The sequence below is a fragment of the Nocardioides panacisoli genome (assembly GCF_019448235.1).
Classification (GTDB): Bacteria; Actinomycetota; Actinomycetes; order Propionibacteriales; family Nocardioidaceae; genus Nocardioides; species Nocardioides panacisoli_A.
This window is the reverse complement of the sequence record NZ_CP080409.1, coordinates 1,593,673-1,609,061: the sequence shown is the minus strand read 5'-3', so window position 1 is coordinate 1,609,061 and position 15,389 is coordinate 1,593,673. Positions and strand designations below refer to the sequence as shown.

Sequence of the window (15,389 nt, the reverse complement as noted above, 5' to 3'; positions counted from 1 at the left end):
TTGAGCGGTCGCGGGGGCTCCCCTAGCCTTCGTGGCACTGGACCACCAGGACACAGGAACCGACAACGAAAGGGTTGGGATCGATGAGCGACTTCGGCGCAACTTATGACGAGATGGAAACCACCGCCACCAAGCTGGACGACGGCAAGGAGTCCATCGTCAGCGCGCTGGACGAGTGCCAGGGCTACGTGGACGAGCTCGTCCAGGACGGCTTCAAGACCGAGAAGGCCTCCGGCAAGTTCCAGGAGGGCCTCGAGGACATGACCAGCGGCCTGAAGGAGGCGTCCGAGGGCGTCTCGGAGATGGCGCAGGCCCTGCGCGACATGGCCCAGGCGATCCGCGACCTGGACGACCAGCTCGCCGGCGGCTGACCCGGCTGAGCGTCTCGGCGGTGGACCCGACGGTCTCGTCGGCCCACCGCCGGGGCCGGCACGACGACCACGGCATCGCGTTCGCGGTGCCTCGACCCCAGCCCACCGCGTACCGCAGGAGCCGTGAGAAATGACCGACGTCTACATCGCTCTCGACCAGCTCAACGAGGTCAAGACGCAGTTGGATGCGATCATCACCGAGTTCGAGAACGCCACCGCGAACTCGGAAGCGCTGGAGGCGGCCATCGGCAACCCGTTCGGTGAGAGCTCCCTGCGGGACAAGGCGCGCGACTTCGAGGAGCGCTGGGATGACAAGCGCAACGACCTCAAGGAGGGGCTGGCGGGGGTCCGGGATCATGTCCAGGGCGTGATCGAGGGCGTCGAGCAGTGGGATTCCGAAACGGCGATCGCCCTCACCTCCGAGGGATGAGCCCCCGCGCAGCGGGCACGGCAACGAAGGAGCAGCAGGGCGATGCAGTACTCCCCCAAGGGACGCTTCATCCAGTACGTCGAAGGATCAGCCGGCGACATCATCGAGCGTGGCGAGGCCATCACGGTCCTGGGTGACCAGATGCTCGACAGCGCAGATGTCCTGGAGCGCATCAAGAACAACGCGATGGACGCGGGTGGCCAGAAGGGGCAGGCCATCGAGAAACTGCGCGAATCGATCGGCGACTCCTACGCCACCCTGCGTGAAGCCGGCAACCTCTACCAGCCGGTCGGGCCCGTCATCAGTACCTACGGTCAAGCGCTGGACTCGGTGCAGCCGTTGATCAAGGCCGCTGTCGACGACAGCCACGACCTGTGGGACACCTACATGTCCTTGCCCGGCCAGGTCGAGCCGCGCGGGACCGGCGGCCTGTTCCAGCCCGACGAGGGCAGCCCGGAGGCGGCCGACCAGGCCGCGGAGGACGCGGCCAAGAAGGCGGCGTACGACGCGTGGGAGGCGCGGACCGAGGACTTCGACTCCCACTACGACACCTGGGAGGACGCCTTCGACACGGCGGTGACGGGGGTGAGCGACGAGCTCTCCGGCGCCATCGAGGACAGCTTCTGGGACAATTTCGGGGACGTCATCAACGTCCTCACCGAGATCCTCAGTTGGGCGGCCCTGATCGTGGGTATCGTCGCGCTCTTCGCGGGAGGCTGGATCCTCGCGCTCGCGGCGGTCCTCGCGCTGGCTGCCTTCGCCCTGACAGCGGTGAAGTTCGCCAACGGGCAGGCCAGCGGCTGGGACCTGGCCTTCGCCGCACTTGCGATCATCCCCGTCGGCAAGGTGACGAACCTGACCAAGTTCGCCCAGTTCCCCCAGCTGATGCGGGGCGCCGGCGGCACCAGCAACGCCTTGGGCCGGACATGGAAGGTGCTGAGCAAGGGACCGATCGAGAAGTTGGCCAGCAACGCGGGGAAGTCGTTCCAGTGGCTCCCCAGGACCCAGGTGATGGACAACTTGGTGGGCAAGAGCTACTCGGCATACCGCACCGCCAACATCAGTCTCTACGTCGGCAACAGGGCACTGCTGGAGAGCCGTCTGCCCTTGGTGCGCGCACTCTCGGGGATCGACCGTGGTGCTGGCCTCCTCGGCGCGATGAGCAGCCACTACGGAAGGGTTGCGACCGCGGTCAACAACACCACCAGCGTCGACATCGGTCTCCCGAAGCCGGTGGGGGTGTTCATCTAGCGTGGTGAAGCGTTTGTGCGCCACTCGTTCGCAGGAGAGTGAACCGTGGTGACGTCGACCGACCGTTGGTCCCTCGACTTCGCCGAGGACGTCGACCTCCCGGGGTGGGTCTTCCTGCCTGTCGGACTCGAGGAGGAGGACCGAGAACTGTGGCTGACCGAGGTGTCGACGGCACTGTCGGACCTCGTCGGCTCCCGGTCGATCGACGGTGTGCCGATGACGACCGCGGAGGCCCGGTCCGTGCTGGAGTCAGGCCTCGCGGCGCGAGCCGAGTCCGAGTCCTACGTGTTGTACCAGGTGTGGCCCGTCACTGCGCCGGCCACGGTCCTGTGCCATGTCAACCCGGTCAGGAGCGAGGACCTGCCCGACTGGAGTCAGTTGGAGGGTCGGATCCATGCCGCAGAGGCGCGGTACATCGGACCGGGCCTGCAGTACTCGACCCGGCGAACCGTCGAGAGCGATGAGGGTCCGGTGGAGGTGAACTCCGTCCATTTCGTCTTCGACGACGGCGAGGCAGCCCTGATGCTCAACCTCGAGGAATCTGTCTCTGCGCTGATATCCCAGGCGCTGGTGGGTTTCTCATTGCTCAAGAATGCGCTCGTGATGACGCGCGACGACGGCAGTAGGTTCACCTCGACCACTCCGGCCGTGCTCCTCGAGGACGAGTACTGGCCCGACGACCAGGACTGATGGGGTGCCATGACATTGCGTGACGAGTTGGGTGTGCGGCCGGATCCCGAGTTCGACCTCGACTTGCCGGACGGATGGGCGCGCCACGGTGTCGACGAGGAGTCATTGCAGGGGCTCCTGGCGGCGGTGCGACGCCGCTGCATGGATGCCCACAAGCCCGATCTGTACGCCGAGATGCGGCTGCAGATGGAGGAGGCTTTCGCCAACATGCGTCGCGGTGGGGTGTTCGCCTATTTCTGCCCGAGCGATCCCGATCCCGGGACGCTTGCGATCCCGGCCTCGATCAATGCCTCGGTGCGACGAGCAGAGCCGGGGCAGTCCCTCGACGACTTGGCACGGACCCTGATCCGCCAACACGGGGCAACACCGCTCCTCGGCGACAAGCGCACGTTGCGGTGCGAACGCGAGCGGACATCCCGTCTGGGAACGGAGACACTCGTGCACCATTCGGTGGTCTACCTCACGCCGATTCCCGGCGCCAAGCGTCGGCGTGCGCTGTCCCTCGTGGCCGGGTTCGCGAGGGCGCCCGAGGTGCCCACCGACGCCGAGTCGATCGAAGCGACCCGCTTCTTGTTCGATGCCTGCATCTCGACCCTGCGGTGGCGCGCACCCGTCACGGCGTAGCGTGTTCCCGACGCCGTTCATGAGCTCGGGAGGTCGCGTGGTCCAGGGACAATCGGTGGAGGAGTGGGCCCGGGGCGCCCAGTTCGCGCAGCCGTTGCCCTGGGGGGAGGTCGAGGCGGGGATCCTCGCTCGAGAGCCTCGCTCGCACGGCGGGCGACTGTCTCCGGCGATGGCACTGCGGGTCAGTGCGTCCTGGGTGGGCATCGTGCTCTTCGGGCTGTTGATCTACGGCTCGTCGCTGATCGGCTTCGTCGTCGTCCTGTTCGGCGCCGTCGGTGAGGATGCCTCCTGGGACTGGACGACGCCGGCACGGGTCGCGTTCGCGGTCGCGGTCCTGACTGAGGTGGTCTTCCTGCTGATCTGGTGGGAGATCCGACGGCGGCCGCCGCTGGTCCTTCCGGTCAGTGCACTCACCGTCCTCGCGTCGCTGACGACGTACGGCGTCCTGTTGGCGGCCGCGGAGGAGGCGAGTGTGTCCTGGTTGCCGATCCTCGTGCTGGTGGCTGCAGCCAGCGGTGTCGCGATGCTCGCGACCGGGTTCTTGTCGAAACCCGAAGGCAGGGACCGGAGCAAGAAGCCGCCGGTGCGCGGACCGAGGAGGTCGCGGCTGCGGGACGACTACCTGGCGTCGCGTGCTCGGGTCCTGGACATCCTCACCGAGCGGGGACTGGTCGATCTTCACGAGGCCGACCGCAAGCGTGTGTTGGAGATGCCGTTGGGGTACTGGGACGAGCTCGACGGCCTCGACGAGCGGGAGTGGCGCCGCGTACTGGAACTTCGGCTGGTCGGGTGGCGAGAGTTCGACGAGTCGGACCGGCGCCGATGGCCACCGGCCGAGTGACGAAATTGCTAGCATCAGGACATGCCTTCCCTGGCCGAATCTCGGATTGACGTTCCCCTCTCGCCAGTTGCAGCCAGCGAAGCGCTGGTGCCGGTCCTGCAGGAGCAGGGGTTCCACCTCGCTGAGGACGCAGTGCCCGGCGCTGCGGAACTCGGTTTCTTCGCCAAGCGCAAGGTGCTCCGCGCCAAGTTGTGGGGCGCCGCGAGGATCACCGACAACGGCTCCGGCTCGACGATCGAGCTCGGACTCGACGTGGCCCCGAACGAACCCGGCGGCCTGCTGGACGGCAAGCGGAACCGTCGCACCCTCGACGAACTGACCGAGCAGGTCATCACGACCCTTGGCGCCCGCTGAGGGCCACCGGCACATGACTCCTCCGCCGCCACTGGAGGAATGGGCTCCGGACGCTGCGGAGTGGGCGTGGCAGTGCGACGTCGCGCAGCCGCCTGACCTGGGGTTGATCGAGGACGAGGTGATGCGCAGGCGCCTCCCGCCGATGAGGACCATGGACAGCGCGCTCGTCAGCACCGTTCGTCGGCTGGTCAACCTGGTCCTGGTCCTCGGATCCCTGGCGGTACTGTCGGCGCCGCTGATCGGTCTCGCGCTGGTCGCCCTCGTCGGCGGCGGCACCTTGGCGGTGGGCTGGCTCGTTGCCGCCCAGCTGGCCTTCGTCGTCGCGCTGGCCAATGTCGTCTCCTCCCTGTTCAAGTGGTCGGAGTCCGGCAGGTTGCGCGACCCGTGGAGCGTGCTGCTCACCGGCGTCACCGGCGTCCTGTCCGCGGCGGCCCTCGGGTTGTTGTGGACGCAGTTCGACGACTCCGGCGGGTGGGCACCGATGATCGCGGGGGCCGGGGCCCTGGTGGGGATCGTGGGGTGCGGGGTCGTGGTCGTGGCTTCGACGGGTGCGTCGGGCACCGGACTGGGGCGCCGTGTGTTCGGGCCGGCCGGCATCCTGAACCTCGATCCGACCCGGGAGCACCGGTACGTCGTGGCGCGTGGACAGGTGTTGGACATCTTGATCCACCGCGGCCAGGTCCCGATCAACCAACAACGACGCGACGAGCTGGTCCGGATGGCACTCGGCGCGTGGCGCACCGTGTCGTGATCGCAGCACCGGACCGAGGTCCCTCCCACTAGACTCTCGGCGTTGCTCCGCCGCAGGAAGCGAGGAATCCCCAGTGCCGCGTTGCTTGCTCGGGCGGGTCGGCGCCGTCGCCATCGGTTGCCTCGCGGTGGGCCTCGCCGCCTGCACGCCCGACCTCCCGGCGTCGGTGTCGGAGGGGTCGACGGTGACGGTTGGCTGGTCCGGCACCCTGACGAGTGCCAACGCCGCCGTCGCCACGGGGGCCACGCAGGGCAACCGCGAGGTCGCGTCCCTGACGCGGGGCCGCTTCGCCCGTGCCGACGGCGGGGAGATCGCACCCGACGAGGGGTTCGGTCGCGTCGAGGTCATTGACCCAGACCCGGAGTCCTTCACGGTCCGCTACGACCTCGCGGAGACGGCGTGGTCGGACGGTATCCCCGTCGACGGAGCCGACCTGATGCTGGCGTGGGCGGCCGGCTCGAACGCCCTCGCACCGGACGCCTTCGACTCCGGTCCGGGCGACCTCACCACGAGCACCGAGGTGCCCGAGCTCGACGAGTTCGACCGGCGCATCGACGTGCGCTTCGACGCACCCGTCCGCGACTGGCACACCGCGCTCGACGTCGCCGCTCCGGCGCACGTCGTCGGGATGGCCGCACTCGGGATCGACGACCCGATGGAGGCCAAGCAGGCGGTCATCACCGCGATCGATGACGGCGACGCCGACGACCTCGCGGCGATCGCCGAGGAGTGGAACACCGGGTTCGAGCTCGACCCCGGGGCCGCCGAGCTGCCCGAGCGGCTGACGGTCTCCAGCGGCCCGTACCGACTCGACACCGTCGAGGAGGACGACGCGGGGGACCGGGTCCGGCTCGTCGTCAACCGGGAGTACGACGGCTCCACCCCGCCCACGTATGAGGCCATCGAACTCGCCCCAGCCGGCGCCACCCGAGGACTGGAGCAGATCGGCGACGGTCTCGACGTGGTGCAGGTGTCGCCGACGGAGGAGAACTTCTCCGCCGTCCGCGCACTGGAGCGGCGCGACCACCAGGTCGCCACCACCCATCAGGGCGCGCTCTGGGCGCTGCTGCTGCGCACCGACCGCGGCGTCTTCCGCTCCCCGGAGGCACGGCTGGCCTTCCTGCGCACCGTGCCCCGCTCCGACCTCCGCTCGGCCGGGGCCGGGGCGTGGTCGGAGGCCTACGCGGCGTCGGACTCGTTGCTGTTCGATCCCGAGTCGTCGGGCTACACCGTGGCGACCGAGGACGCGGGCCTGCGCCAGGCGCTCAACGGCAGTGAGTCCGAGGCCGCCGTCGAACGCGACCGTGCCGGCGTACCCGCCGGCACCACGGTCTGCGTCCTGCACGACTCCCGCGAGCCATTCGCGGGCCGCGCGGTCCAGGCGCTGCGCACCGCGATCGCGGAGTCGGAGTCCGGCTGGCGGGTCCGGGGCTGTGGGGCGAAGGGCGCCGACACGGCCGCGCAGCGGCGTACGGACTGGCAGGCGGTGCTGACGCGCATCCCGATCCCGGAGTCCCCCCGTGAGCTGGCGGCGCAGTGGGGGAGCGACGCCCCGATCGCGAGCGACACCGAGACCGCGGCCCAGCGCGACCGGATCCTCACCGAGCTGGCCCGCACTGCAGACCCCTACGTCGCCCGCGACCTCCGCGTCGCGCTGGAGACGCTCGTCGTCAGCGACGCCGTGGCCGTGCCGCTCGCGACCGATCCGGTGGTGACCGTCACCGACCGCGAGGTCGAGGGCGTGCAGCCCGCCTCGGGGCGGTCGGCCACCCTGCTCTCCGGGGCCGCCGGCTGGAGCCCGGCGGACTGACGGGCCGATGACGACGCCGCTGGACCCACCCGACGGTGACGCGACCGTCCGGGAGCCGCTCACCCTCGCGGACGGTACGCCGGTCGAGCTGGTCGCGCGCGACGGTGGCTGGACGCTCGAGGTCGACGGCATCCGGCAGTCCCACGTCGGACCGCCGGGAGAACCGCCGGCCCTGGCGTCGGTGCGGTGGATGCTCGCGGGGCTCGGCGCGGCGCCAGCCACCTGCGCCCACCTCGGTGGTGGGCTGCTCACCCTCCCGCGGGCGCTGGCATCGATGCGCCCCGACTCCAGGCAGCACGTCGTCGAGCTCGACCCCGTGCTCGCCGACGTGGCACGACGCCGGTTCGGCCTCCCGCCGGGGGTCACCCTGGAGGTGGGCGACGCCCGTGCCTGGCTCGACACCGCGGCCCCGGCGGCGTGGGACGCCCTGGTGGTGGACGTGTTCTCCGGCGGCCGGATCCCGCCGCCGTTCACCTCACGCGAGTGCTTCGCCCACGCGCGCGCAGCGCTCGCCGAGGGCGGGCTCCTGGTCCTCAACTCCGTGGCGGCCCCGGACCTCACCTTCACGCGGCGCCAGCTCGCGGGCCTGCGGTCCGAGTTCGCCCACGTGGCGATGGTCGTGCAGGGCTCGGCACTCCACGGCCTGCGGTTCGGCAACGCGGTGCTGCTCGCCTCCGCGACCCCCCTCGACGCCGCGGCGATCTGCGCCGGGCTCGCCGGCGACCCGTCCAAGGGCGCCCTGGTGACCGACCTCGACGCGATCGTCGACGGCGCCGTCCCCGCGACCGACGCCGACGGTCTCTGGTCGCCCGTCCCGGACCTGCCCGACGTCAGCGGCGCGCTGCGGATGCTCGACGCGACGCAGCGGGCCGTGCGCGACGTCGTACGCCGTCCCGAGGACTGACCCCGGCTGTGGACAAGGCCACAGTGGGACACGGTTACTCACCGTTCACTTTCGGCCTAGGCTGCGCACCATGAGCGAGACTCCCCAGAAGGACCGCCCGTGGGTGATGCGTACCTACGCGGGTCATTCGACCGCTGAGGCGTCCAACGAGCTGTACCGCGGCAACCTGGCCAAGGGGCAGACCGGCCTCTCGGTGGCCTTCGACCTGCCCACCCAGACCGGCTACGACCCCGACGACGCGCTCTCGCGGGGTGAGGTCGGCAAGGTCGGCGTGCCCGTGCCGCACCTGGGGGAGATGCGCAAGCTCTTCGACCAGATCCCGCTCACCGAGATGAACACCTCGATGACGATCAACGCGACCGCGATGTGGCTGCTCGCGATGTACCAGGTCGTCGCCGAGGAGCAGAACCCCGAGGCCACGCCCGAGGAGGTGGCGGCCCAGCTCGCCGGCACCACCCAGAACGACATCATCAAGGAGTACCTCTCCCGCGGGACCTACGTCTTCCCGCCCGAGCACTCCCTGCGGCTGATCTCGGACATGATCAGCTACACCGTCAACCAGATCCCCAAGTGGAACCCGATCAACATCTGCAGCTACCACCTGCAGGAGGCGGGCGCCACGCCGACGCAGGAGATCGCCTACGCGCTGTCGACCGCGATCGCGGTGCTGGACGCGGTCAAGGACTCCGGCCAGGTCTCGGAGGAGGACTTCGAGCGGACCGTCGGCCGGATCTCCTTCTTCGTCAACGCCGGTGTCCGGTTCGTCGAGGAAATGTGCAAGATGCGCGCCTTCGTCGAACTGTGGGACGAGATCACCCGCGAACGCTATGGCGTGCAGGACCCCAAGATGCGTCGCTTCCGCTACGGCGTGCAGGTCAACTCGCTCGGCCTGACCGAGGCGCAGCCGGAGAACAACGTCCAGCGCATCGTGCTGGAGATGCTCGCCGTCACCCTGTCCAAGGGCGCCCGCGCCCGCGCCGTCCAGCTGCCGGCGTGGAACGAGGCCCTCGGCCTGCCGCGTCCCTGGGACCAGCAGTGGTCGCTGCGGCTGCAGCAGGTGCTGGCCTTCGAGTCCGACCTGCTGGAGTACGACGACCTCTTCGACGGGTCGCCGGTGGTCGAGGCGAAGGTGAACGAGCTCATCGAGGGCGCCAAGGCCGAGATGGATCGCGTCCAGGCCATGGGGGGCGCGATCGCCGCCGTGGACTCGGGCTACATGAAGCAGGAGCTGGTCTCCAGCCACGCCGCCCGCCGCGCCCGGGTCGAGTCGGGCGAAGAGGTCATCGTCGGCGTCAACAAGTACGAGACGACCGAGCCGAGCCCGCTGACCGCCGACCTGGACACCGCGATCATGACCGCCGACCCCGGCGCGGAGCAGGCGGCGAAGGACTCGGTCGAGGCCTGGAAGGCCCAGCGCGACCAGTCCGAGGTCGACGCCGCGCTGGAGCGGCTGGCGGTCGACGCCAAGTCCGGCACCAACCTGATGGAGGCCACCCTGGCGGCCGCCCGTGCGGGCGCGACGACGGGGGAGTGGGCCGGCACGCTGCGGGGTGTCTTCGGCGAGTTCCGCGCCCCGACCGGTGTCGCCGGTGCGGTGGGCGTCGCCGAGGCCGGCGAGGAGCTGGCCACCGTCCGCGACGCCGTGAAGTCCACCGGGGAGGAGCTCGGCGGACGTCTCCGGCTGCTGGTGGGCAAGCCCGGTCTCGACGGCCACTCCAACGGTGCCGAGCAGGTCGCCGTCCGAGCCCGCGACGCCGGGTTCGAGGTCGTCTACCAGGGCATCCGGCTCACCCCGGAGCAGATCGTGGCGGCCGCCGTGGCCGAGGACGTGCACTGCGTGGGACTCTCGATCCTCTCCGGCTCCCACATGGAGCTGGTGCCCAGCGTGCTCGAGGGCCTGCGGGAGGCCGGCATGTCCGACGTACCCGTCATCGTGGGCGGCATCATCCCCGACAAGGACGCCCGGGAGCTGCTCGAGTCGGGCGTGGCGGCGGTCTACACCCCCAAGGACTACGGCCTGACCGAGATCATGGGCGGGATCGTCGACGTGATCCGCAGGGCCAACGACCTGTCCTGACACCGGCCGACCGGTGACCAACCCGGCGCCGCATAGGCTCACGCCCATGCGGGGTGAGCTGGCGTGTGACCACCTGGTCGTCGGTGCCGGCGCGGCCGGAATGGCCTTCGTCGACGCCTTGGTCGACCACAGTGACGCCGAGGTCGTCATCGTCGACCGCCGCCATGCGCCGGGCGGCCACTGGCTCGACGCCTACCCGTTCGTGCGGCTGCACCAGGCGTCGGTCTTCTACGGTGTCGCCTCGACCCGATTCGGCGAGGGTGCCGCGCAACGCTCCGGCCCCGAGGTGGGCCTGCACGAACGCGCGACCGCGGCGGAGGTCTGCGCCTACTACGACCGGGCGATGGACCGCCTCCTGGAGACCGGACGGGTGCACTTCCTCGCCGGGCACGAGTACGAGGGCGACGGCGTGGTGCGCTCTCGCGTCAGCGGCCGCACGTACGACGTCCGGGTCCGGCGCAGCGTGGTCGACGCCCACTACCTGGAGCCGGACATCCCCGCGACGTCGCCGCCGCCCTTCGCCGTCGACGAGGACGCCGCGGCGGTGCCGGTCAACGACCTCGTCGAGGTCGACGGGGCGCCGCGGTCCTTCGTCATCGTCGGCTCGGGCAAGACGGCCACCGACGCCTGCGTCTGGCTCCTCGGGCAGGGCGTCGACCCCGATGCGATCTGCTGGGTGCGGCCACGGGACCCGTGGATGCTCAACCGCGCGGTCGTCCAGCCCGATCCCGCGGTCTTCCTCGGCATGGCCGCCGACACCTTCCAGGCGGCGGCGGAGTCCGCTGACGTCGACGACATGTTCCTGCGGCTGGAGGAGTCCGGGGTCATGATCCGCATCGACCCGACGGTGCGGCCGACGATGGCCCGGGCACCCACGCTCGCCACCTGCGAGCTCGACCACCTGCGCAGCATCGAGAACGTCGTCCGGCGGGGGCACGTCCGGCGGGTGCGCTCCGACCGACTCGTGATGGACGACGGGGAGGTGTCGGTGCCGCGCGACAGCCTGGTCGTCCACTGCGCCTCGGCCGGCCTGCGGGGCGCGCCGCCGGTGCCGATCTGGGGCGACGGCACCATCACGCTGCAACCCATCCGTGCGGGATTCCCCTGCTTCGGCGCTGCGCTCGCCGGCTACGTCGAGGCGACCCGCGCGACCGTCGAGGAGAAGAACCGGCTGTGCCCGTCCTCGCCGTACGGCAACACGCCGGCCGGCTGGGCGCGCATGCAGGCGCTCGGCACGCGGGCGGCGGCCGCCTTCGGTGCCGAACCCGACATCGCTGCCTGGGCGCGGGAGTGCTGGCTCAATCCCGCCAGGGTCCCGTCAGGGCGCCGGGACGACCCGGCCGTGACCGCGGCGCAGGAGCGGATCCGGCGGTTCACGCCCGCTGCGCTGGAGCGCCTCGACCGGTACGCCGCGCTGGCCTGAACCGGTCAACCGTGCGACACGTGCGCCCCGGTGCGACATCGGTTGCCCCGGGGGTCTAGCGTCTGCTGCAGAGCAGCCTTGACGGCTGGGAGCGCACGGCACGGAGCGGAGGCGAGTTGGCATCGGCACGTCTGATCGGCGTCGACGGCGCGGACGCCTGGCAGGAGCTCCTGAGCGCTGCGACCTCACTGCGCCATGAGCTGCACCGCCGGCCGGAGCTCGGCTGGTCCGAGCACCTGACCGCTGGCCGCATCCGCGACGAGCTGGACTCGATCGGCGTTTCTTGGCGTGCCTGCGCCACGACCGGCACCGTCGCACGCCTCGCCCCGGACGCGCCGGGCCGCCACGTCGCGCTGCGCGGCGACATCGATGCCATGCCGATCGATGAGGACTCCGGTGCGGTGTGGACCTCCCAGCACGAGGGCGTCATGCACGCGTGCGGGCACGACGGCCACACCGCGGTCCTGCTGGCGGCCGCTCGCTGGCTCGCGCAGCACGAGGAGGCCCTGCCGGGCCCGGTCAGCCTGCTCTTCCAGCCCGCCGAGGAGGGCGGGCACGGTGCCAAGGGCATGATCGACGACGGCGCGCTGGAGGGCGTCGACGTGGTGTTCGGCTGGCACAACTGGCCGGCCCTGGGCCGCGGTCGCATGGCCTGCCCGGACGGTCCGGTGATGTCGGCCAACGGCACGTTCGCCGTCGAGGTCACCGGGGTGGGTGGCCACGCCAGCCAGCCCGAGAGCACCCGCGACCCGGTGCTGGCAGCGGCCGCGATCACGATTGCGCTGCAGCAGCTCGTCGCGCGGCGGCTCTCGCCCCAGACCGCGGCCGTGGTGGCCGTCACCTGGATCGACGCCCCGAGCAACGACACCGTCACTCCCGCGACGGCGCGGCTCGGGGGCAGCATCCGGGTGCCCGACACCACGTTGCGCGACGAGATCTTCACGATGATCGCCGAGGTCGCCGAGTCGACCGCCCGGGCGTACGCGACGACCGCCACCACCACGACGACGACGCGGTACGCCGCCACCGTCAACCACGCCGACCCGGCGTTCGAGTTGCGCGAGGCCCTCGCGCCCGAGCTCGCGGCGGCGTTCGGCGGGAATGATCCCACTCCCGACATTGCTGTGCCGGTGATGGCCTCGGAGGACTTCAGCTACTACCTGGCCGAGGTGCCGGGTGCCTTCGCGCTGGTGGGTGCGGGGGACCCACATCCGTGCCACAGTGCCCACTACGACTTCAACGACGAGTTGATCGCGCCGGTGGTGCGGGCCTATGCCCGCCTCGCCGGCGCCCCCGTTCTCCCCGCCGGCACGACCGATGGGGAAGCACAGCAGTAACGCCCGAGGTGAGTGGTACCGAGTACGACCCGAGAGGAGTCCGATCATGGACATGAGTCCGTTCGAGCAGTGGGAGTCCGAGATCCGCGGTTACTGCCGCGCCTATCCGACCGTGTTCTCCCATGCGTCCAACGCGCGTCAGGTCGCCGAGGACGGGACGAGCTACATCGACTTCTTCGGCGGCGCCGGGGTGCTCAACTTCGGGCACAACAACCCGAGGATGAAGGAGGCGATGATCGCCTTCCTCGAGGCCGACGGCATCGCCCACAGCCTCGACACCTACACCACCACCAAGCGGGACTTCGTGCAGAAGTTCCACGACGTGGTGCTCGAGCCCCGCGGCATGGACCACAAGATGCAGTTCATGGGCCCGACCGGCACCAATGCGGTCGAGGCGGCGCTGAAGCTCGCCCGCGTGGCCACCGGCCGCCAGGACGTCGTCGCGTTCTCCCACGGCTTCCACGGCATGACGCTCGGCGCCCTGGCCGCGACGGCCAACGATGCCTTCCGCAAGTGGTCGGGGGTCTCCCTCGACCACGTCGTGCGGCTGCCGAACGAGGCCGCGCCCGGTGGCGGCACGGCCGCCCTCGACGCCTACCGGGCGGCGCTCGCCGACGCCTCCTCGGGCCTGCGGCCACCGGCCGCCTTCCTCGTGGAGGCGATCCAGGCCGAGGGCGGCGTCTGGGTGCACTCGCAGGAGTGGTTGCAGGCGGTGCAGCAGCTCGCCCGGGACACCGGCGCGCTGTTCATCGTCGACGACATCCAGGCCGGCTGCGGCCGCACCGGGTCCTACTTCAGCTTCGACGGGATGGGCCTGGACCCCGACATCATCACCCTGGCCAAGGGGCTGGGTGGCTACGGCACGCCCATCGCGATGAACCTGAACAAGCCCGAGGTCGACGCCCACTGGGCGCCCGGCGCGCACACCGGCACCTTCCGCGGCCAGGGCCTGTCCTTCGTGGCCGGTGCCGTCGGCCTGGACTACTTCACCGACGACCAGCTGATGGACGAGGTGCGGACCAAGGGCGCCCGGATGGCCGACAAGCTCCAGGCGATCGCCGCGGGCCACCCCGACTGGGAGGTGCGCGGCAAGGGCATGATGCAGGCCCTGGACGTGGGCGAGGGTGCCCTGGCCAAGAAGGTCCAGGCCGAGTCGTTCGCCAACGGGCTGCTCATCGGCCCCTGCGGCACCGACGGCCGCGTCGTCAAGCTCATCCCGCCGCTGACGATCCCCGACGAGGACCTCGACGAGGGCCTCGCCATCCTGGAGAAGGCGGTCGCCAGCGCTGCCGGGGGAGGTGCCTGACATGCGGATGCGCGACGACATGACCTTCCCGCCGGAGGAGTACCAGCAACGGCTGGAGGACCTCCGGACCCGGATGCAGCAGCGCCTCCTGGACGCGGTGGTGATCACCGACCCGGAGAACCTGATGTACCTCACCGACTACCAGACGACGGGGTACTCGTTCTTCCAGGCGCTGGTGGTGCCGCTGGAGGCGGAGCCGTTCATGATCACGCGGCAGATGGAGGAGTCCAACGTCATCGAGCGGACCTGGGTCGAGGTCACGCGGCCCTACCCCGACACCGGTGACGCGATCCAGCAGCTGGTCACCTCGCTGCGGGAGTTCGGCCTCGACACCAAGCGGGTCGGGTACGAGCGCAACAGCTACTTCTTCCCCGCCTACCAGCAGGACCGCATCCACACCTCGTTCCAGTTCGGCACGCTGATGGACTGCTTCGGCATCGTCGAGCAGGGGCGCATGCGCAAGTCGCCGGCCGAGATCGAGGTCATGCGCAAGGCCGCCCATGCGACCGAGCAGGGCATGAAGGCCGGCATCGCCGCCGCCGAGGTCGGCGCCACCGAGAACGACGTCGCGGGCGAGATCGCGCGCGGCATGTTCACCGCCGGCGGCGAGTACCCCGCCGTCATGCCCTACGTCACCAGCGGGCCGCGGACCATGATCGGCCACGCGACCTGGGAGGGTCGCGAGATCCAGGCCGGCGACGCGGTGTTCCTCGAGGTGGGCGGCTGCTACCGCCGCTACCACACCGCGATGATGCGCACGGTGCTCATGCACGACATGACCCCGGCGATGGAGCAGTCGCAGCAGCGCATGCGACAGGCGCTGCGGGACCTGAAGTCGGTCATGCGACCGGGCGTCACGGTCTCCGACGTCGACTCGATCGTGCGCACGATCATCTCCGACAACAACGTCGGCGGGCAGCTCGTCACCCGCGCCGGCTACTCCATCGGGATCGCCTTCCCGCCCAGCTGGGACGAGGGCTACATCCTCAGCCTCAAGTCCGGTGACTTCACCGTGCTGGAGGAGGGGATGACCTTCCACGTGATCCCGTGGATGTGGGGCGTGGAGGGCACCCGCACCGTCGGCATCTCCGACACCATCCGAGTCACCGACACCGGCTGTGAGTCCTTCTTCGACCTCGACGAGAAGTTCACGGTCAAGGCGAGCGGTGAGGCGGCCGGCGAGGACGAGGGTCCCGTCGGCCTGAGCGCGGTCTGAGCCG

General features: G+C 70.4%; 15 protein-coding genes. All 15 read left to right on the top strand.

Features of this window, described 5'->3' with window-relative positions:
• Nucleotides 1–83: 83 nt before the first annotated feature.
• The 15 genes from KUV85_RS07925 (at nt 84) to doeA (ending at nt 15,385) form a co-directional block, all read left to right on the top strand.
• Nucleotides 84–371 carry a WXG100 family type VII secretion target gene (locus tag KUV85_RS07925; RefSeq protein WP_425299390.1) on the top strand — a complete coding sequence of 96 codons (288 nt, stop codon included), beginning with the start codon at nt 84–86 and terminating at the stop codon, nt 369–371.
• 130 nt (nt 372–501) lie between these two features.
• A complete protein-coding gene (locus KUV85_RS07920) occupies nt 502–801 on the top strand; it encodes a hypothetical protein (RefSeq protein WP_219962665.1) in 300 nt (99 codons plus the stop codon).
• Nucleotides 802–843: 42 nt separating this feature from the next.
• Nucleotides 844–2,052, top strand: coding sequence for a hypothetical protein (locus KUV85_RS07915; protein WP_219962664.1), 1,209 nt, complete (start codon nt 844–846; stop codon nt 2,050–2,052).
• A 48-nt stretch (nt 2,053–2,100) separates the two neighbouring features.
• Entirely contained in the window at nt 2,101–2,742 is a 642-nt protein-coding gene (locus KUV85_RS07910; protein ID WP_219962663.1) for a hypothetical protein, read from the top strand.
• Nucleotides 2,743–2,751: 9 nt separating this feature from the next.
• Nucleotides 2,752–3,366, top strand: coding sequence for a hypothetical protein (locus tag KUV85_RS07905; RefSeq protein ID WP_219962662.1), 615 nt, complete (start codon nt 2,752–2,754; stop codon nt 3,364–3,366).
• 169 nt (nt 3,367–3,535) lie between these two features.
• Nucleotides 3,536–4,207 carry a hypothetical protein gene (locus KUV85_RS07900; RefSeq protein WP_219962661.1) on the top strand — a complete coding sequence of 224 codons (672 nt, stop codon included), beginning with the start codon at nt 3,536–3,538 and terminating at the stop codon, nt 4,205–4,207.
• A gap of 21 nt (nt 4,208–4,228) precedes the next feature.
• Nucleotides 4,229–4,561 carry a hypothetical protein gene (locus tag KUV85_RS07895; protein ID WP_219962660.1) on the top strand — a complete coding sequence of 111 codons (333 nt, stop codon included), beginning with the start codon at nt 4,229–4,231 and terminating at the stop codon, nt 4,559–4,561.
• A 151-nt stretch (nt 4,562–4,712) separates the two neighbouring features.
• Nucleotides 4,713–5,312, top strand: a complete 600-nt coding sequence (locus KUV85_RS07890; protein WP_219962659.1) for a hypothetical protein — start codon at nt 4,713–4,715, stop codon at nt 5,310–5,312.
• 73 nt (nt 5,313–5,385) lie between these two features.
• A complete protein-coding gene (locus tag KUV85_RS07885; protein WP_219962658.1) occupies nt 5,386–7,122 on the top strand; it encodes a hypothetical protein in 1,737 nt (578 codons plus the stop codon).
• Between the two features lie 7 nt (nt 7,123–7,129).
• Nucleotides 7,130–8,026, top strand: coding sequence for a spermidine synthase (locus tag KUV85_RS07880; RefSeq protein WP_219962657.1), 897 nt, complete (start codon nt 7,130–7,132; stop codon nt 8,024–8,026).
• A gap of 61 nt (nt 8,027–8,087) precedes the next feature.
• Entirely contained in the window at nt 8,088–10,103 is a 2,016-nt protein-coding gene (locus tag KUV85_RS07875) for a protein meaA (RefSeq protein WP_425299400.1), read from the top strand.
• A 46-nt stretch (nt 10,104–10,149) separates the two neighbouring features.
• On the top strand, nt 10,150–11,526 hold the full coding sequence (locus KUV85_RS07870; protein ID WP_219962655.1) for an NAD(P)-binding protein: 1,377 nt from the start codon (nt 10,150–10,152) through the stop codon (nt 11,524–11,526).
• Nucleotides 11,527–11,642: 116 nt separating this feature from the next.
• A complete protein-coding gene (gene doeB2, locus KUV85_RS07865; RefSeq protein WP_237690225.1) occupies nt 11,643–12,863 on the top strand; it encodes a N(2)-acetyl-L-2,4-diaminobutanoate deacetylase DoeB2 in 1,221 nt (406 codons plus the stop codon).
• Between the two features lie 46 nt (nt 12,864–12,909).
• A complete protein-coding gene (locus KUV85_RS07860) occupies nt 12,910–14,169 on the top strand; it encodes an aspartate aminotransferase family protein (RefSeq protein ID WP_237690224.1) in 1,260 nt (419 codons plus the stop codon).
• Nucleotide 14,170: 1 nt separating this feature from the next.
• Nucleotides 14,171–15,385 (top strand): ectoine hydrolase, encoded by a 1,215-nt coding sequence (doeA, locus tag KUV85_RS07855; protein WP_219962654.1) that lies wholly within the window; start codon nt 14,171–14,173, stop codon nt 15,383–15,385.
• The last annotated feature ends 4 nt before the right edge of the window (nt 15,386–15,389 follow it).